17 protein-coding genes and 1 tRNA gene are annotated in these 19,430 nt (G+C 42.3%); 6 read left to right on the top strand and 12 right to left on the bottom strand.

Annotation, left to right across the window (positions count from 1 at the left end):
• The 6 genes from ACED60_RS20185 to ACED60_RS20160 all read right to left on the bottom strand — a co-directional run.
• Window positions 1–649, bottom strand: a 649-nt coding sequence (locus tag ACED60_RS20185) for a restriction endonuclease subunit S (RefSeq protein WP_371728316.1), incomplete at its 3' end; no start/stop codon positions are given.
• Window positions 639–2,285: a class I SAM-dependent DNA methyltransferase gene (locus ACED60_RS20180; RefSeq protein ID WP_017097456.1), complete on the bottom strand. Its 1,647-nt coding sequence runs from the start codon at window positions 2,283–2,285 to the stop codon at window positions 639–641. The genes ACED60_RS20185 and ACED60_RS20180, both read right to left, overlap by 11 nt.
• A 128-nt stretch (window positions 2,286–2,413) precedes the next feature.
• A complete protein-coding gene (locus ACED60_RS20175) occupies window positions 2,414–4,420 on the bottom strand; it encodes a UvrD-helicase domain-containing protein (RefSeq protein ID WP_009846885.1) in 2,007 nt (668 codons plus the stop codon).
• Window positions 4,420–6,150, bottom strand: coding sequence for an ATP-binding protein (locus ACED60_RS20170; RefSeq protein ID WP_009846886.1), 1,731 nt, complete (start codon window positions 6,148–6,150; stop codon window positions 4,420–4,422). Before ACED60_RS20170 ends, ACED60_RS20175 begins: the two co-directional genes overlap by 1 nt.
• A gap of 292 nt (window positions 6,151–6,442) precedes the next feature.
• A tRNA-Val gene (locus ACED60_RS20165) sits at window positions 6,443–6,519 on the bottom strand.
• 265 nt (window positions 6,520–6,784) lie between these two features.
• Entirely contained in the window at window positions 6,785–7,453 is a 669-nt protein-coding gene (locus ACED60_RS20160; RefSeq protein ID WP_009846909.1) for a DUF2726 domain-containing protein, read from the bottom strand.
• Window positions 7,454–7,739: 286 nt separating this feature from the next.
• Between ACED60_RS20160 and ACED60_RS20155 the strand changes: the two genes are divergently transcribed.
• Window positions 7,740–7,925 (top strand): hypothetical protein, encoded by a 186-nt coding sequence (locus ACED60_RS20155; protein ID WP_009846910.1) that lies wholly within the window; start codon window positions 7,740–7,742, stop codon window positions 7,923–7,925.
• Window positions 7,926–8,141: 216 nt separating this feature from the next.
• Here the strand turns inward: ACED60_RS20155 and ACED60_RS20150 are convergent, their stop codons facing one another.
• Complete coding sequence (locus ACED60_RS20150) at window positions 8,142–10,100, bottom strand: tetratricopeptide repeat-containing diguanylate cyclase (RefSeq protein WP_012604103.1); 1,959 nt, start codon at window positions 10,098–10,100, stop codon at window positions 8,142–8,144.
• Between the two features lie 258 nt (window positions 10,101–10,358).
• Here ACED60_RS20150 and ACED60_RS20145 point away from each other — a divergent pair, with 258 nt between their 5' ends.
• The gene (locus tag ACED60_RS20145; RefSeq protein WP_017065539.1) at window positions 10,359–11,465 is read left to right on the top strand and encodes a M20/M25/M40 family metallo-hydrolase; all 1,107 of its coding nucleotides are present in this window, start codon (window positions 10,359–10,361) and stop codon (window positions 11,463–11,465) included.
• Window positions 11,466–11,620: 155 nt separating this feature from the next.
• Here ACED60_RS20145 and ACED60_RS20140 read toward each other — a convergent pair whose 3' ends face one another.
• Together ACED60_RS20140 and ACED60_RS20135 are read right to left on the bottom strand one after the other, a co-directional pair.
• Window positions 11,621–12,043 (bottom strand): DUF3859 domain-containing protein, encoded by a 423-nt coding sequence (locus ACED60_RS20140; RefSeq protein ID WP_371728315.1) that lies wholly within the window; start codon window positions 12,041–12,043, stop codon window positions 11,621–11,623.
• 78 nt (window positions 12,044–12,121) lie between these two features.
• Window positions 12,122–12,490, bottom strand: a complete 369-nt coding sequence (locus ACED60_RS20135) for an ATP-binding protein (protein WP_371728314.1) — start codon at window positions 12,488–12,490, stop codon at window positions 12,122–12,124.
• Between the two features lie 275 nt (window positions 12,491–12,765).
• Here ACED60_RS20135 and metA point away from each other — a divergent pair, with 275 nt between their 5' ends.
• Complete coding sequence (gene metA, locus ACED60_RS20130; protein WP_012604106.1) at window positions 12,766–13,707, top strand: homoserine O-succinyltransferase; 942 nt, start codon at window positions 12,766–12,768, stop codon at window positions 13,705–13,707.
• Between the two features lie 322 nt (window positions 13,708–14,029).
• Window positions 14,030–14,779 carry a type IV pilus biogenesis/stability protein PilW gene (gene pilW, locus ACED60_RS20125; RefSeq protein ID WP_102248847.1) on the top strand — a complete coding sequence of 250 codons (750 nt, stop codon included), beginning with the start codon at window positions 14,030–14,032 and terminating at the stop codon, window positions 14,777–14,779.
• Between the two features lie 90 nt (window positions 14,780–14,869).
• Here the strand turns inward: pilW and rlmF are convergent, their stop codons facing one another.
• Window positions 14,870–16,183 (bottom strand): 23S rRNA (adenine(1618)-N(6))-methyltransferase RlmF, encoded by a 1,314-nt coding sequence (gene rlmF, locus ACED60_RS20120; RefSeq protein ID WP_371728313.1) that lies wholly within the window; start codon window positions 16,181–16,183, stop codon window positions 14,870–14,872.
• A gap of 4 nt (window positions 16,184–16,187) precedes the next feature.
• A complete protein-coding gene (locus ACED60_RS20115) occupies window positions 16,188–16,685 on the bottom strand; it encodes a YgjP-like metallopeptidase domain-containing protein (RefSeq protein WP_004734935.1) in 498 nt (165 codons plus the stop codon).
• A 153-nt stretch (window positions 16,686–16,838) separates the two neighbouring features.
• Here ACED60_RS20115 and ACED60_RS20110 point away from each other — a divergent pair, with 153 nt between their 5' ends.
• On the top strand, window positions 16,839–17,075 hold the full coding sequence (locus ACED60_RS20110) for a glutaredoxin family protein (RefSeq protein WP_012604109.1): 237 nt from the start codon (window positions 16,839–16,841) through the stop codon (window positions 17,073–17,075).
• 88 nt (window positions 17,076–17,163) lie between these two features.
• Here ACED60_RS20110 and ACED60_RS20105 read toward each other — a convergent pair whose 3' ends face one another.
• Window positions 17,164–18,036, bottom strand: coding sequence for a LysR family transcriptional regulator (locus ACED60_RS20105; RefSeq protein ID WP_017104416.1), 873 nt, complete (start codon window positions 18,034–18,036; stop codon window positions 17,164–17,166).
• Window positions 18,037–18,146: 110 nt separating this feature from the next.
• Here ACED60_RS20105 and ACED60_RS20100 point away from each other — a divergent pair, with 110 nt between their 5' ends.
• A complete protein-coding gene (locus tag ACED60_RS20100) occupies window positions 18,147–19,346 on the top strand; it encodes an MFS transporter (protein WP_371728312.1) in 1,200 nt (399 codons plus the stop codon).
• The last annotated feature ends 84 nt before the right edge of the window (window positions 19,347–19,430 follow it).

Here is a 19,430-nt window from a genome sequence, read left to right as displayed (position 1 = left end):
CTTCCCAACCTTCTGGTATCAAACCCAACTCAGACTCAACAAGCTTTTCTGGGAAAAGCGAGGCAACTTCTTTTAAAAGAAAAGGCGCATCCATCCCTTTTGGCTGTGCACCATTCATTTTAGCTTTAACTGGATCAAAATCGACAAACCAAGATTTGAACAGCGCTTGTGCCATTTGCTCTAGGGTTTGGTTGATTTGGTTGTTGAGGGTGATTTTTCTATCCAAATCTCGTAAATGAATAGCTAGCTTATTCTGGTATTTAGGACACTTGGGTAAAAGTACTTTAGCCCTATGAAGATCATTCCTATTTACCCCGGGTACAGCACCTTTGTCCGTATAGTCTTTATAAGATACGGTCTTCAAATAGTAATAGATAAATAATGGATCATTCCCTTTAAAATCCTTTACATAAAGCGTTGTATTTAAAGGCCAAAAATCTTCTTCTATATAAAAAACCTGCCCAATCGTGCCATATCGACCAGTTACAACACCTGGCGATTTTATTTTCACTTCATTGTGAAAACCGGAATGACCAGAGGAAGAAATAACAGGTACATTTCCATCAATTCGCTTTGTTTTCGGAAGGTCATATCCACGTTTGAGTTCAATGACATCACCCAACTCTGACTGTATCCACTCACTCCCCATAACCCAACACCTCCAAGTTACGACGAATCGCTTTATTCAGCTCTTGAGATTGATTCATTTGGCTGTATAAGGTTTGTGAAAGCTCACTCATCTTGGTTTCAAACGGAATGCCATCATCTTCTATGTCAGCTGCGCCAACATAGCGCCCCGGAGTCAATACAAAATCGTTAGCCTTGATATCAGCAATGGTCGCTGATTTGCTAAAACCTGCTTTGTCTTCATACTTCTCTACTTTGCCATCGCCACGTTCAATACGCGCTTTAAGTTCTGCTTCATCACAGCGCCATGCATGGTAAGTGTCAGCAATCAGCGCAATATCGTCTTTAGTCAACTCTTTGTTGGTGCGGCTAATCATGGCGCCCATTTCACGGGCATCAATAAACAAAGTCTCTTTTTGGCGGTTACGGAAACCTTTGGTGGTATTTTCGGTTTTGTCTTTAGTGATAAACCAAATGCACACAGGGATCTGCGTAGTAAAGAACAGCTGCCCCGGCAAAGCGATCATACATTCAACGCGATCGTTCTCGATTAGCTGCTGACGGATCTCACCTTCACCGGACGTGCTTGAACTCATTGAGCCGTTCGCCAAAACAAAGCCTGCTGTGCCTGTTTCGCTTAGCTTCGAGAGCATGTGCAAAATCCAACCGTAGTTGGCATTACCTGTTGGCGGTGTACGGTAGCCAGCAAAGCGCGCATCATCGGTTAACTCGGCTTCATTACGCCAACCTTTAAGGTTAAACGGTGGGTTAGCCATAATGTAATCGGCTTTTAAGTCTTTATGCTGGTCAGCAAAGAAGGTATCGGCTGCACGCTCACCCAAGTTGCCCGATAAACCGCGAATGGCTAAGTTCATCTTCGCCAGTTTATAAGTGGTCGAGGTCAGCTCTTGGCCATAAATAGCAATATCTTTGGTGCGCCCTTCGTGCTCTTTAATGAACTTTAAAGACTGAACAAACATACCGCCCGAGCCACAAGCCGGGTCGTAGATTTTGCCTTGGAAAGGTTCTAGCATTTCAGCTAATAGTGTTACCACTGACTTAGGCGTATAGAACTCGCCACCACCTTTGCCTTCGGTTGCTGCAAACTTACCTAGGAAGTATTCATAAACACGACCGACTAAGTCCTCTTCGCTCATGTCGCATTCGTTCGCCAGCGTATCGATGTTTTCAATGCTGTCGATAAGTGACGCCAGCTTTTTCACTTCCAAACCTTGACGCGAGAAGTAGTTGTCTGGCAGAGCGTCTTTCAAGCTTGGGTTGTTTTTTTCGATGGTTGATAGAGCGGTATCGATAATGATAGCGATATCATCTTGCTTAGCGCGCGCTTTAACAAATGACCAGCGCGCATCTTCTGGTAAAAAGAAGATATTGTCTTGTTGGTAGAACTCTTTCATCTCAACAAAAGCTTCTTGCCCGTCGTCTATCATCTTCTGACGGCGCGCTTCAAACTTATCGCTGATGAACTTTAAGAACACAAGGCTTAATACCACGTGTTTGTATTCAGATGACTCAACGCTGCCACGCAGCTGATTAGCGGTATCCCAAAGGGTCTCTTCAAAGCCTTTGGTCGCTTTTTTAGCTTTTGACGTAGGCTTAGCTTTTGAGGCGGGTTTCTTGTTAGCGGGTGCTTTTGCCATGTTCTTAATTACTCGAATAATGTAGGACTTGGCTCTGAACAGCGGAGCCAAGATTTATTGCGTGGTATTGTATCGTAAATGCGACTTTTTGCATTGATTAAGAGTTACTTATGATAAATAAATTGCAACTAAACTTGGGTAACTTCTCCCGTAATTTCAATATGTTTTTCAACGCTAACTGGAAACTCTTCAGTACTGAAAACAACTAACTTTTGCCCAGCCCTAGTCATTGCTACATAAAGTTTTCGCATTGATTCTTGCAGTACTTCTTCCCTTTCCGAATCGCTCAACTCTAGATTTTTAGGCTGGTTAATTATTTGACCACAGCCAAGAACAAACACCGTACCAGACTCCATACCCGTGCAACTATTGATATTAAGCAGTCTAACTTTGCTGCCTACGTTATCCGCTAACTCTTTGGAGTTGTTGTAGTTAATGACCTTGTTAGAACCAATTCGTTTTTCAATGTCTTGCTTTAGCGCCCATGGATTATACTCTGGGCTGCATAAAACCATGATCTGATGAAGAGCGACTGTTCCCGACTGCACCAGGACTGCGAGTTCGTTCAGGAACCTCTTTTTCTCATCTTGAGCATTTCGAGAATATATAATCTGAGGTTTGTGTCCTCTTGCCATTTTTTCATAGTCAGGCTTCACGTAATCTTCAGGGCTTCCTTCGAGATCATCGAGCAGAGCGTTAGCTGCGACCATTATTTCATAAGTCGTTCTGTAAGAATGATTCAAACGCTTAGTGCGCCCTCGAACATTCAAACCTACGCTCTTCCAGCTTAAACGGCTTTTTAAGAAACCTTGGTTAGGATCAGCACAAATAAATAATTGTCCCCCCGGCGTCAATGAGCGTTTAATTAACTGTAACCAAGATGGCGCGAAGAATTGAGCCTCATCAAGCAGTATGTGATCATACTGTTCAAGAGGTTTGTCTGATAGAGCCACTTCCTTGATATATAAACTCGGTAGGTACTTCTTAACCGACGACAATCGAGCAGAAAAATCAACATATAGCTGCCAAATATGTTCTCGCTGACTTTTTTGTAGTGCAAACCCACGACCCTGTCGATCGAATTCCAAGTACTCTTCTTTGTCTTTAATTAAATAGTCATTGATGTACTCTAGTTCGGACCAAATCTGCTCATCTGTTAACGATAGTTGCGTGTAAGCTTCATTTTTATCACTTAAAACGGTCTTCTTTTCTTCTTTCATATTCGCATCGCCAAATACTGGCTTAACACGCTGATGACTTTTACTGTACTGCTTTAGCGCAAATGAATGAAAGGTAGCAATTTCAAGGTTATCTGGTTTGCCTTTAAGCCAAGTTTCGAACCTGTATTTAATATCTTCCGTCACTGGCTTATTGTGTATCGCAAGAAGGACCTTTTTTCCCGGGTATTTTTTACAATACAAAACGGCACGATTAATTAAAATCAGAGTTTTCCCACTCCCAGCGACCCCATTTATCAACCTTACTGAAATGTCTTCCTGACCTTCTTCTTCAGAATCGACAGACTCAACCATATCTAGCCTAGTAGCCAATTCTTGATCGTAATCTAAAAAAAATGGGAGCAGCTTTGCGGTATTGTCTACGGAGGCTTTTCCTCGACGAGTACTACACTGCGCGGGAATAACCGACTCTGGAAAAAACGTGCGCTTGATTCGTGAATGTGAGTCGATTGTGAACTCGGTTAGTGCGGCGTGGATTAGTTTTTCACCACGCTCAATAAACGTTTTGTTCTCAATTATTTGTACATAATCAGAGAAAGAACTATTCACTTGGGGATAAGTATTAACTTGGAGAGAACCGTCAATTTGGAAAGTACTTTCTTCTTCCACAATCATATTATCGACGACAGCTAGATACTGAATAGGCTTTAAACCTAACGTCAACATCGAGTCATTAAACTTCAACAATTTAGAAAGACTAATACTATCTGGTTTCTCTGAATGGACTCCAACAAACACCCAACTATTGCAAGGACCCTCAATAATACAAGGAGCAACTTGTAAAGACTCTAATAATGACTCACGAATAAAAAATTCGTCATTGAGTTTATTGAATACCTTTTTGAAATGACGTCGATGCTTGCGGTCTAAGCCTGTAATCGTATCTATATGTGCCATTAATCTACTTCCACCTTATAGCAGTGACGAACCAGAGATTTATAATCTTCAATGTTTTGTCGCACCTTAGGATCATCCACCTGTTGCAGCATGCCTTCTGGGATTTCGGGACCTACAATAACCAACTTAGTCTGGGGTCTAGTAATGGCGACATTGAGACGTTCCGCTTGGAAAAAGAATTCAGCAATAGCGCTAATGTATTGCGGATCTGAGGAGCAAAATGAAACTATAATCATTTCCCGCTCCTGGCCTTGCATCCTTTCCACGGTATCCGTTACCACTAATTTTGATCCAAATATCCCCAACTTATCCTGAAGGCAAGACTTTAAAGCTTTGGCATGACCCCGAAACGGTGTAACGACACCTATCTCTTCAGCAGATAGACCCGCTTCAACAGCCGCGGTTATCAAATCGGCCACTAACGCCGCTTCTTTTCTATTCACACTTCGGGCATTGACCCCTGGAGTTTTGATAAATACAGAAGGTCGATCGCTAGAGAGGACGTCGGAATACTTGTGAGGTTTTTTAGGTAGAGAAAATGATGACAGCGTTGGTGGTCTTTTCGATTCTAATTCGCCCTTGTAATAACAGTTACTAGGCCATTCAGTTAAGGCTGGAGACATCCGATAAGTTTGGCTTAACAATACCGAAACCTTTTCATTGCCAATAATCATCTTAGAGAAAGCCGAACTGTCCTCAAGAACGGATTGAGAAAGTATCACAGGAGGAAGCTGCTTATGATCCCCAACGAATACAAATCGACACCCTTTTCTCATTGCCATTAACGCCAATGGAACAGTAATTTGGCTAGCTTCGTCAAAAATGATGGTGTCAAATGTAAAGCTTTCAAGTCGCTCACTACAGGTAGCAAAAGGTGTCGCACCAATCACATACCCAGTGTCCGGTATATCTTGCCATTTTGATGCGTATTCAAAATGCTGAACCTTGTCGCTCAGTGATTTCTTACCGCCACTCGCACAAATTTTTGCAACAGGAACCCCTTCCTCTACAATTTTATTGAGTGCATTATTGATCGCCATGTGGGTATGAGAAGTCATGAAAACTCTCTGCCCTGCCTCTACAAGAAGCTTGGCGATAATACTAATAACTTTTGTTTTACCCGTTCCGGGAGGACCTTGAATACACGCTAAGTATTTAGATGCGACACCAATACCAACAGCTTCACTCTGTTTTTCATTTAATCCTCGAGATTCGGCATAATCGGCAGCGTCATCAAAGTCTTCGTCATAAATCGTTTCCGTATTCAAATGTCCGGAAAGCATAGGCAGCAATACGTCTCTGCCGACTTTCGATGTTGCTACATCAGCCAAAGCTTTGTCATAAAACGGTTTTAAGTCCATGCCTGCAGGGTCGGCATAACATCCTTCACTTAGTTGTGGAAGTAAGCTTTGATCTACTTTGACTTTGAGCAACCACTCTCCATCGTTTTCAGCTTCAATCGCTACTTGACCAAACACTTTATGGTTACTTGGGTCACCAAGATGCAAACAAATCATGTCGCCTTCTCTAAAACGTGATTCATTATCACCCAATACGACTTCCAGATGATTAGACCCGGAACATCTTACTGACTCTATTCGTTGAGTTTCGCCTTTTAATAGTTTTTCTTCTAAAGGTTTCTTCCAAGTTTCTAGAAGTTTTTCCATGCTAGCTTCATGTTCTGCATACACAAAAGCTTGTAGTTCTTTTAATACCGAAGTGAGTTCCATACCTAGCTTACCAACGTGAATTTGTACTCAAAAATGAGAATATTCATCAATACGAATAAGCCAACCTTATTTTTTGAACGGTCATCACGTCAACTACACATTCACGAAACTGTTAATTACATCTCTTACTAGACGTAGATCGCTGCTTAGATTAACTATATTTCATTGGATAATGGTGAACTTTACAACGTGCTATGGGTTCTCTTGAAGCCAAAATATGACTAAGAGCTTGATACAACGAGGAATTACAGACACAAAAAAGCCCACACTAGGTGGGCTCTTTCGTATAATGTGGTGCCCGCTACTGGACTCGAACCAGTGACACCTTGCATGTCATGCAAGTACTCTAACCAACTGAGCTAAGCGGGCAATGCTGTGAAACTTATCTAACCGCTTTATTAAGTGGCTAACGCTTCAGAACGAGATGGATAATAGCGAGTGATTTGGATACGTGCAAGGATAAATTTGCACAAAACTGTTCGTTTGCTTTTAAAAGCAACAATCAGAATAAATTTTAAACACAAAGCAGATCAATGGCTTGAAGTAGATCACATTTAAGTTCAACTTCGATAATTACGGACATCAGCATGCTTCGTGTCTTTTCTCCCTTTACTGAGCACTTTGGCGCAATGTATTAGTTAGAATCTTCATCCATGTCGAACACGACGTTGTAGTTCTCGGTATAAGTACAGTTAGGTTGACGACTACAAGTAAAGAAACGTCGGCCTTTATAATCGCCATGGCTTGCGAGTTTGATGATCATAGGGCTGCTACATTTCTTACAGAATCGAACTTCTTTAGATGGCTCAATCAAATCGATGTGTGCTGCCAGTAACCTCTTCAAACGGCTCACTTGATAACTGTGCTTAATTGAAGCGCCAATAAGTGGAAGGCCAGCCGATTTACAAACGTGCATCAATAGCTTCTCGCGATCAACCTTTCCTTTATTCAGCTCTTTTCCATTATCCAATTCGATGATTACACGTGGCTCTAACGTTCGCGGGTCGCACACTACAAAGTCAAAATAACTGCGTGATATTTTGTTGTTCGCAATAAACCAATTCTTTTTATTGTGCGCCTTTGCGGGGACAACAATGTTAGACATGCTCACTTTAGCAAATACTTCCCCATGGTTACCCACCGCGGATTTGAGTGCGTTATAGAAGGTCGCTTGTTGCGCCGACATTAACGAGCCTTTCTTTTGATAAGCATGATCTTTGGTGTCATCATTTTTTACTAGATAGTTTTGAATAAAGTAAAAGAACACAACCAGAACAATTACAACGATAAAGATATTAGTCATTTTCCAACACAATCACATTTGTATAGGGATTAAGAGAGTGGTTAGCGTATGTAGAAAAGCGTCACGTGGCAAGCAAAAGAAGCAGAGCTGCGAATTGGAATCATGACCTTTGAACGCTTTAATCGCCAGAGGCTGTCTCTTTATCGGCTTCGACAGTTCAAGACGCACATCTCCTATTTAATAATCAAATCATCAATTACATATTAAATTGATTCAGATCAAATCGCACCAAGTTGTGACCAATTAGCATGAAAAACGTTAGACAAATGTTAATAAGGAAATGACTATGGAACTCAAACAAGACCCAAGATGTTATACCGATGTGTGTGTCGATGGTAAATGGTTCCATTATGACCACTGTGGAACTCAAGCTTATATGTTAAAAGGCGGCGCTTCAGCAGTCATTGAGCTCGCTCGTGAACCAGCAACAGAGAGTGAACTGGTTGAAATGTTGGAAAGTATCGCTAAGTAATACTCTTAATAAATAATATAAAAACTAAGCGAATAGGAGTTGATAACACCCTTAGTTGCTTAGTTGCTTAGTTGCTTAGTTGAATGGTTGCTTTAGGTTCTTTTACTCGATTAAATTTAAACGCTTCTGCCTAAGGGGAATGATTCAGATGAGGCTGCCAAGTATTTAAATTACAGGTTCATTTAAGCTGATTTTCGCACTAAGCTGTATTTTTCGCTAAGCAATGACCACCTGGTTGCGCCCTGATTGTTTTGCTTGATATAAAGCGTCATCTGCTGATTTCAAATGCTGTTTGTAGGTACTGCTATTTAATTCTTGATACGTTAAATGAATGGTCGCACCAATTGATGTAGTTAACGCTAACGGACCGGAATACGTTTCTATCGTTTGATCAGCGATTGTTTGCCTTATCATTTCCAACTGTTCGTCTGGGTCTTGAGTGCCAGCAAGCAGTAAAACGAATTCTTCCCCACCCCATCGAGCCAACACATCGTTTGTTGATAGCGCTCGCTCTATACGCTTAGCAACCTCTACCAAAACTTGGTCCCCAATATCATGGCCGTATGTATCATTGACTCGTTTAAATTGATCTAAGTCCAAAATAGCAAGCGTATACCCGAACGGCGACAAACGGTATGGCATTGGCTGAGTTAACAATTGTTCCAGATAGCGTCTATTGAATAAACCTGTCAACTCACATCTCGTCGATTGCTTAACCAACTCTTTGTTGGTCTTATGCATAGTGCATAACCTTACCAGAAGTACAGCAAAGCTTATGATGACCATAACACCGAGTACGACAACAATGCGGTCTTTTAAGCTCTGTTTATCTAGCGTCATCTCTGCGAGCTCTTTTTCTGCATTAAGCAGTTCATTCTCTTTCGCTAATGAAGCCGTAGCAAAGTCTTGTTCTAATAAAAAGATATCACTCTGACGCTTTTCAAATAACAGCGCTTTGTTGCCCTTGTAATAAAGCTTGAAATACCGAAGTCCAATTTCACTGTTGCCTTTAGATTCATAGTATTCTGCAAGCGCTTTGAAACCAAGCACCTTCCAACTGCGGCTGCCAACAATATCAAACATCGTAGACGAACGTTTTAGATCAAAGAAAACAAAGTTATCTTGGTTCAAACCGATATTTGCTAAAGCTCTGTTTAAGTAACACTGACCCAGTTGGAGTGTGTACTTTGCAACACCCGGGTAACCAATACATTGGTTTGTTACTTTCCTTGCTAACTCAAAGTTCTTTTCTGCTAGCAGTACTTCACTCTGAGCTTTTAGAAGAAGGATTTTGTACCTTTCACTTACGCTATCATCATTAAATTTGGTGGCACTTTTATAAGCCTCTCGACCTTTTACTAAGTCGCCACTGCGTAGATAAGCAAATGATTCATTAACATATAACACACCGATGGTTGAACCATCGCGTAGTCCACTTTTGATATAGAGTTTTTTGGCCTGTTCGATAAGTTTGAGTGCTTTCGGCCAATCTTCCAGATAGATATAAAGCAATGCCATATTCGACATCAACTTACTGTTATAGATATGCCGTGGGTATTTCTTGCCAAGATTTAAGCCCTTATGAAAAAAATACTGAGCTTCGGAAAAATCATTTTGGATGTTTTTGATCGACCCCACAGTGTTGTAGGCTTTTATCAACAGTTCTTCATACTGGATTGATTCAGCGATACTTATGGCTGCTTTAACTTGAGATTCAGCCTCTACTAATTCACCTTGACTCATCTGCTCAATCGCTAGTTCAACTAAAGATTGCGCCTTTAACCACCCCATATCTTCACGCTGTGCTAATGCCTTGATCTGTCGTGTGTATTCAGACACAGCCTGTTTATCGAGATCATGCTGTGCGAGATTCGATAAAATCATTAGTTCATAACCACGATAGATGGCTTTATGTTGCGTAGGGCTCGTTGCTTTTAAGGTTTCAAGCTTTTGGGAGGCAAGCTTTGGATCACCGCGAGACACATTAAGGATTTCAATGAGTTCAGCGCCATATTGAGTCGCTGATAACTCTTTTTCGGGACTGTACGCGCCTGGGGTTTCTGGTCGAATAGTCTGTAAATCGTCGTCATAAGTTGGATAGAGTAAATACAATCCTAGTACAACACTGATCAGTACGACGAGAAAAAATGAGCCTAACACTCTGTTGTTATTCATTTATAAGTGCCATTACTGATTGCATACCAATTTAATCGACGGTTACCTTAAGCGGTTTCACATTGTACCCGACACATATGGAGATTTAAATCCTGCACATGGGTCGATCCGCGTAGTATTTTTCTCATAAATTAGAATAATCAGATAATTTTCTTGATTTAACTCAGGCAATGATTCTGTAAAAAAGCGTTATAGTAATTTTCCTGTTCCAGCCTCCGTGACTTCTTTAGAAACAACGGAGCAAAATGAGAATTAACAATGACCCAAATTAATGAACAACGTCTCGTAGAACATTTCTGCGATCTAGTGAAAATTGATAGTGAATCTCGTAACGAAAAAGCGATTGCTGAAGCTTTGGCTGAGCAACTCGGTGAACTGGGTTTTGAAGTTCACAAACTGGCGGTTCCTGAAGAAGTGTCTAACGGTTTCAACATCTACGCTCGTCTAGATGGCACTCTTCCAGGTAGCACAGTGTTCAGCTGCCACATGGACACAGTAACGCCAGGTATCGGCATTGAGCCAATCATCGAAGACGGTATCATCCGTTCAAAAGGCAACACAATTCTCGGTGGCGACGACAAGTCTGGTATCGCAGCTATCATGGAAGCGGTTCGTTGCATCAAAGCTGAAGGCCAAGAGCACAAAACTATCGAGATTGCGTTTACTGTATTCGAAGAAGGCGGTCTGTTCGGCTCTTTGAACTTCGATATGTCTTACATTCAGTCTGAGCACGCTATCGTACTAGATACAGGCGGCCCAATTGGCACTATCGTCAATGCAGCACCTGGCCAACAGAAGATTGTTGCTAACATCAAAGGTCGCCCTGCTCACGCGGGTTTAGCGCCAGAAGAAGGCATCAGTGCCATTCAAGTGGCAGCAGACGCGATCACTAAGATGAATCTACTTCGTATCGATGAAGAAACTACAGCAAACGTCGGTATTGTTGAAGGTGGTCAAGCGACTAACATCGTAATGCCAGAACTTAAAGTCGTGGCTGAAGCTCGCTCTCTAAACGGAGAAAAGCTAACAGCTCAAGTTGAGCACATGATCTCGACATTCCAAGAGAGTGCAAAACAGTTTGGCGCTGAAGTAGAAATCGAATCGACTCGTGCTTACGATGCATTCGTTATCGCAGACGATCACCCGCACATTCTTTCTATCAAGTCCGCATTCGAGAAGCTTGGCGTAACAGCGAACACTAAACGCACTGGCGGCGGTAGCGATGCAAACAACTTCAACGCGAAAGGCCTAACAACAGTTAACCTTTCTACTGGTATGGCGAAAGTTCACACCACTGAAGAGTACATTGCAGTGAAAGACATGGTCGCAATCACTGAGTTTGTTGTGGCTTACGTGACTCAATAGTCTTACTGGTTAACTAGCCTGTCTTATTTGTTAACTAGACAATCTTACTCGTTGACGAAATAGAAAATGCCATCTAGTTAATGTCAAAAAGCCGAGTTCACGAATGATCCGTGACTCGGCTTTTTTGTAGTCTGAGTTTAGCTAGAAGATTAAGCTTAAAACCCCCTACGCTTCCAGAATTGGCCTTCATCTTTTGCAACAAGGTCGAATGTCTTATCAGCAATGATGTTGCCTTTTAACTCCACGGTCATGCGCCACTTGCCTAGCTTGTTCGAGACTGGCGCCCAGATGGTGTCGCCTAAGTAGAAATCCCAGTCGTTGTTACCGACATGCTCTTCACCATCGAACGGTTCGAGCACTTCGCCTTTATCTGTAGTGATATTCGGGTGATAGATGCAGTAGCGGATCTTTTCGCCTTTGGCTTTCTTGATATTCAAGATATAGCCAAATTCCACATCGATTTCAGCATCAACGGTAGTGGTGAACTCTTGGATTTTTGGAAGGTCTTTAGATTTAGAATCCCACGTCGTATAGATGCCGTAAGATGTCATGTCGACCACAACAGAGCGCTTTGCCATTTCAATCGTTACCTTGGAGTTGTTCTATTAATTTAATTCTAGCTACCATTCAGCCACGTAAGTAGAGGAAGAACGAGGCTATTCTTGCCAATCTTTTGCCATGCGCTTAATCACCGACGGTTCAATGTCGTGAATGCTGCCATATTGCTCTCGGCACACTTCTATAACCAAATCCGCTTTATATTTGAGTGCGAGTTGGCGGTAGGCTTTCATTTCCCACTGCTTAATAAAAGTATTCGACACTACAACGTCTAACCCTTGCTTCAAGCCGTCTTCTGCAGTGTTCTGACACCACTCATGCGCTTGCTGCAACTGCCTTGGGTCAAAATGATAGTCGCCTTGCTCATTCACGTAATACATATCCGCTTCGACATGCAATGCATCGTAGGTTTTTGCTTTTGTTGACTTGCCAGAACCGGGCAACCCTCGAATGAGTATTAACTTCATCTGTCACTTTACAAGCTAATTTTAAAACATGAGTTTATCTTAAATAGTGACGAGTTTCTCTGATAACTGCCGTTGCTCAACATCCGAAAACCGAGTCCTTATACTCGACTCAGATAATCACTGAATACAATGAGACTCCCCTCGACGCTGGTGGATGACTTCTGATAGCAAACACAAATAATTTACAACTATCCATTTTGTATATCGACAAGCGTATCAAACTACTATAGATTTAGATGTATAGACGTCTACATATCTAGCTTAGGGAGCAAGCTTTGCCTATTCGCATTCCAGACCAATTGCCAGCATCTGATGTTCTTCGTGAAGAAAACATCTTTATTATGCCGTTATCAAGAGCATCGACACAGGAAATTCGTCCACTTCGAGTCTTGATCCTCAACCTAATGCCAAAGAAGATTGAAACTGAAACTCAATTCTTGCGCCTACTATCCAACAGCCCATTGCAAGTCGATGTAGAGCTGTTGCGTATTGATGACCGACCAAGTAAAAACACGCCGACAGAACACCTTGATAACTTCTACCGTCAATTTGAAATGGTCAAAGGGAGAAATTTTGATGGATTGATCATCACAGGTGCGCCACTTGGCTTGGTTCAATTTGAAGACGTTATCTACTGGGATCATCTAAAAACCATCATGGAATGGGCAAACAAGCATGTGACCTCAACCTTGTATGTGTGTTGGGCAGCTCAAGCTGGCTTAAAGCTCTTGTATGATTTGCCAAAACGAACTCGTAAAGATAAGCTTTCTGGAGTTTACAACCACGAGATACATAACCCGTACCACCCAATCTTACGTGGCTTCGACGATACCTTCTTGGCACCGCACTCTCGCTATGCTGATTTCTCTCAGGAATACTTAGCCGAGCATACCGACCTTGATGTTCTTGCGACTTCTGATGTGGCGGGCGTATATCTAGCGGCAACCAAAGATAAGCGAAACGTGTTTGTAACCGGTCACCCTGAATACGATGCGCATACACTTCACAACGAATACATTCGTGATTTGGGTGAAGGCATGGAGCCTGTGATACCAATCAACTACTACCCGAACAACAATCCAGACAACAAGCCTGTAGCAAGTTGGCGTAGTCATGGACACTTATTGTTTTCAAACTGGCTAAACTACTGTGTTTACCAACAAACGCCTTACGATCTGGATCACTTCAGCGAAGACAACTTCACCAAGGACGACTAAGCGATAAGTCATCTACATAAAAAGCAACTAGGCATTTAGCCAATATGCCTATTTGCCAATGAACTAATAAGCTAATAAGCTAATAAGCTAACAAGCTAACAAGCTAACAAGCTAACAAGCTAACAAGCTAACAAGCTAACAAGCAATTTATACAGTTGGCTATCCAGATAAAGAACAATTAAGCCGTGCTCCATAGGTTGTTGATAAAACACCAAATGGGAGACGGCTTTTTTTATGGTGTTTGAGTCGCATTCCATAATCGACATAACACTTAAGTGTGTTCGATTTTATATCATAGGTTTGTGTTCAAAAGGAGCTGCACATGCCTAACAAGTCGCTATTACCAAAATCCACTCTGTTCTCTCAACTCACGCTACTCGCCTCTCTTTCTTTGGTAGGTTGTGTTTCTGTAACCGAAGGTCCACCAAAAATGGCAAGTGATCCAATTGCGATGTCTCAATCACGTATTGAATTGGGTTTGGGTTACATGGGACAAGGTAATATGGTCAAGGCACGTGAAAATCTAGAGCTCGCTATCAAACACGCTCCTAGCTATTACCGCGCCCAACTTTCGATGGCACATTATTACGAGCAAGTTGGCGAAGTAGATGAAGCAAGAACGACTTACCGCAAAGCACTCAGTCTAGATTCAAGAAACGGCAATGTATTGAATAACTACGGTACGTTCTTGTGTAAACAAGGCGAATACGAGCAAGCTGATAAATATTTCAATCGCGCTATTGACCAACCCTACTACTACCTTGTCTCTGCAAGTTATGAGAATGCGGCATTCTGCGCGTTTAAGGCTGGTAATACCGACCAAGCAAAATACTACTTCACACGAGCGATTGACCACGATCCAAATCGCGTAAAATCGATACTACAGCTATCAAAAATTGAAGTGAGTGACGCCGATTACAACGACGCTAGGCTTCGTTTATTCAAATTCCACCAGCGTTATGGCTACCAAATTCCATCGCTTAAAATCTTGGTCGATCTCGAAAACAAAGCAGGTAACAGTGCTCTAGAGAAGAAATATCAGAGTAAGTTAGATGAGTTACTTTCTGCTTAGCGCATATGAAAAACACAAAAAACGGGCTTGTTGCGTTAACAACAAGCCCGTTCGTAATTTCAGCTTAATATCTTAACTAAGTACAGTCTGTTATTTAAGCGCAATCCACTCTTGTCTTTGTTCGTCGTCCATAAAGGTCCATGCGATAAAGCGACTCACCTTCTGGCCTTGTGACATCTCAACCACTTTTACTTGTTTAGCTCTCAGCTTGCCAAGCTCTGAACGAACCATATCAACGTTGTCTTTCTTAGAGATCAATGTCGTAAACCACAATACTTGAGTAGCAAAAAGCTGGCTCTCTCTCGCCATCTTCATGATGAAAGCCGCTTCACCACCCGGACACCAAAGTTCAGATTTTTGGCCACCAAAGTTTAAGGTTGGTTTCTCTTGCTTAATCGATTTGGCTGGCTTCTTATTCATCTCGGGCTTGAATGACTTGCCCGCTTTCTTAGCTCGGTTTGCCGCTAAGTTATCCAATTTACGTTGTGATCCCTTTTCCGCCTCTTCTAGAGAACTATGGAATGGAGGGTTACAAATAGTGACATCGTAACGTTCATTATCCTTAATCACGCCCTTAAAGATAGATTCAGAGTCCGCTTGCAGGCGAGCTCGGATCTTACCTTTTAGATTAGGGTTACTTTCAGCAATGAAGTTCGCTGTTTTGATGGAGACTGAATCGACGTCCGTACCCGTACAGCGCCACTTATACTCTGTCGCGCCAATGATTGGGTAAATACAGTTTGCACCAACACCGATATCTAATGCTTTCACAGAGGCATGATTATAAGGTTCACCTTGTCCATCGCTATTTAAGATGTCTGCCACTCTGTGGATATAATCTGCACGGCCAGGAATTGGTGGGCACAAGTAACCAGCAGGAATATCCCAATGCTTAACGCCATAGTGATGCGCCAGTAAAGCCTTGTTAAGTAACTTAACAGCCAATGGATCAGAGAAATTAACGGTGTCTTCGCCCACCGGGTTCTTGATCAGGTGTTCTTTTAGCTCAGGTAACGCTGCAACCAATAACTCAAAGTCGTAGCGACCTGTGTGTTGGTTTCTTGGGTGCAATCCACCTTGAGGCTTCTCTGCCGAACGTCTTTTCTGTGCTGCATTCTTGTTAAATGCAGTTTTATTGAAAGACGCCTTATTCGATGGCCCTTTATTCGCGCCCGGCTTACCTTTGCTATCTTTTGCAAAAGGTCGCTTTGCTTTGTTGTTACTAGCGCCTTTTGAAACTGTACTCTTTCGTTTTTTATCCGATGTGTTCTTTGAAGAAATACGCTTGTCGCTGCTTGGTTTACCTGCACTTGGCTTAACATCACCTTGATTGTCTTTTGTTTTTGCTGATGAGGTACTGTTTTTCGACAGGCTTAGCGTCGTTCTATTTTGTGATTGGCTCATTGGGCTACTTCTTTAAATCTAAATACATCATGAATAAACGGGCATCTAACTCAAGTTGATGATATTCCGGCTCCATGTGACAGCATAGTTGGTAAAAGGCTTTGTCGTGCTCTTTCTCTTTGATGTGCGCCAGTTCGTGTACCACCAACATTCTCAGCAAAGGTTCTGGCGCATTTTTAAAAACACTGGCGATACGAATCTCATTCTTTGATTTGATCTTTCCACCGTGATTCTTCGCAACGTAAGAGTGCAGACCTAATGCATTATTGATTAGGTGTATCTTGCCGTCATAAATCACTTTACTGATCGGTGGTGTTTTTTTCATATAACGATTTTTAATCTCAATCGCATAGTCAAACAGGGCTTTCTCGCTTTTTATTTCATGATTCTTTGGGTAGCGAGCTTCGAACCACGGCACCAACTTTCCCGATTCAACTAGTTGAGTTACCGGGTCGAGAATGTGCTTCGGGTAGCCTTGGATATAGCGTAAAGAAGGATGCATGCTGAAAGACCGTACAAGTTACACCACGACAATACGTTGTGGTCTTGAAAATTGAGCCGCATAGTGTAACTGATCACACTTTTCTAATCACCTAGGATTCGTTACACTTTAGCGAGATTCACCAAGAGCTAGACTCAAAAAGAGATTATAAAAATGAAACGTGTTGTATTGTACGTCGCAGACAAATGCCCGCACTGTAAAGATGCACAGCGCTATTTGGATTCAAAGAAAATTGTTTACCGCCTAACGAATGCAAAGATGCAGCGTGGCCGTAAAGAGTTGCAAGCGATGGGGGCTCGCTCTATCCCCGTACTTAAAATCGGCGACCAGGTGATGGTCGGCTGGAATCAGAAGAACTTCGATAAAATGTATAACTCAAAGAGTACCTAAGTGCTCTAAGCCAGTAATACTTCTATATAATAAAGCCCGAATGTCCAACCTAGGATGCTCGGGCTTTGTTTATTTAAATCTTACTCAATCACACATACCGCTTAACGAAATCAATAAAGGTTCTATCGGCTTTCGACAAATACCCTTCCTTTCTCCAAGCCAAAGATAGATTGAGTTTTACAGGATCTTTAAATGGCACCCCCACGACGTCTTCTTCGTATTCTGTGACCAAACTCAGCAGCGCAGTAATGGCAAACTCTCGTTTTACTATAGAAAGAATCATTGGCAATAAGTTGGTTTCGAAGGCGATGGTCATATCGAGATTGTATTTTTTACAGGTCGCATCAATGAAATCACGGTGGAAATACCCCGACTTGAACATAATCAGTTCTTGAGCGAAAAACTCTTCAAAGGTAATGAATGGTTGTGACGCTAATGGGTGTTCTTTACCAACAACAGCTAGCATCTCGGAACTCAACAAGTGATCGGTTTCGAGATCATCTGGGACATTTTCATGATTGATAACCCCAATATCCAATTCGCCGTTTAATAGCATTTCACGAATCGATGCGGTGCCAGCATCTATAAGCGTCAGTTTTAGGTTTGGGTATTGGCTTTTAAATGCCATCACGACTTGGGGGAAAAAGTAACTGCCCATCATGCTTGGAGCGCCTAATCGCACCTCTCCCTTTTCTAGTCCCTTTAGCTCATTCATTGCGAGCTGAGCATCATTGAACTGCTGGGCGATTCGCTTGGCATGCTCGAACAGTACCTTTCCCTCTTCCGTTAAGGTGACGGATTTATCGCCTCGACGAAATAGAATCAACTCAAGCGTCTGTTCTAGTTTTTTAATGGAAATACTCAAAGCAGGCTGCGCGATATGCAGCGCTTTGGCTGCTTGGGTAAAGTTACCGAACTGAGCGACGGCTAAGAAATGACGAAGAGGTTTTGATTCAAGCATGGCGATATATTTAATATATAGAGGTGATATTTTTAATATATTTCTTTAATCACACTTGTGCTGATAACTTGTTCACAAATAGCTTACTTACTCGCGCAGGCACAACGTAAATGTTTGATAAAGGCAGTCCTCAATACAAACGTATCACCCAATCATTGGCGATTGGCTCGTTTATCATTTTCTGTAACCTTTATCTCTTTCAGCCAATCTTGCCGCACATGGCGGAGCACTTCCAAGTATCTGAAACTCAAATCAACTGGCTGTTTGCCGCGACAACACTTGGGCTTTCCATCAGTTTGGTGCCTTGGGCAATCGCATCTGAAACCTTTGGCCGAAAACCCATTATTTTGTTCAGTCTATTCGCTATTCCTTTGATTGGATTGAGCATGGTGTTCACGACCACTCTACTACAGCTTGTTATTGCTCGAGCATTCATGGGAATTGCAGTCGCTGCATTTGCAGGTGTGGCTGTTGCCTATATGGTTGAAGAGTTGTCACCTAAGGCATTCGCCATCGCGATTGGTGGGTATATTGCGGCTAACTCATTAGGTGGCATCTTCGGTCGTGTATTGGGTGGCTTGATTACGGACTATTTCGACTGGCATGCAACAGTTCTGTTTTTCGTTGTCGGCTCTTTGCTTGGCGCTCTCTATATTGCGTATAGTCTGCCTGACCAACAAAACTTCAAACCTCAAAAAGGGTTGTTCTTTCATCATAACCGCTCGCTTGTGATGCACTTAAGAAACCGTACCTTGTGGCTCGCGATGTTGATTGGTGGCGCTAACTTCGCGCTATTCGTTAACCTGTATTCAGTAATGGGCTTTAGGTTGGTATCCGAACCTCACTCAGTGCCTGTGGGCTTAGCTTCACTGATATTCCTATGTTACTTGGCCGGTACGGTAAGCTCTAAGCTCTCCAACAAATGGACACTTCGTTTTGAACCGTTGAGCGGAATCTTGATGGGGGTGTGTATCAGCTTAGTTGGAATGCTCGTTTCTGCGGTCGATAAGATCCCGTTCATGCTCGCTGGGTTGTTATTGATCAGTGGCGGAGCTTTCTTCGCCCATACCCTAGCCTATTCTTGGGTAAGTCAAAAAGCACCGAGCGCGAAAGCGACAGCAGCGGCACTTTACTTAGTTCACTATTACATAGGCGGGAGCTTGGGTGGTTTCTTACTCCTGTATTGTTGGCAGTTGTTCGGTTGGGATGGTGTTATCGCCGGTTGTTCTATCTTCTATGTTGCGATATTTGCTTGGGTCTACCAGTTAAAACAACTTCAAGGATCAACCTCGAAGCTAGCTGAAGCTTAAGTAACACAAGTTGTCTGATTGAATTAGTGCTTTTGATTAACGTCCGTTCTGATATCCTACGCAAAATTTCATTTCGGAACCTGT

The sequence above is a fragment of the Vibrio sp. 1F279 genome (assembly GCF_041439815.1).
Lineage (GTDB): Bacteria > Pseudomonadota > Gammaproteobacteria > Enterobacterales > Vibrionaceae > Vibrio > Vibrio tasmaniensis_A.
The sequence above is the reverse complement of the archived record's forward strand: the minus strand, read 5'-3'. Positions and strand labels throughout refer to the sequence as shown.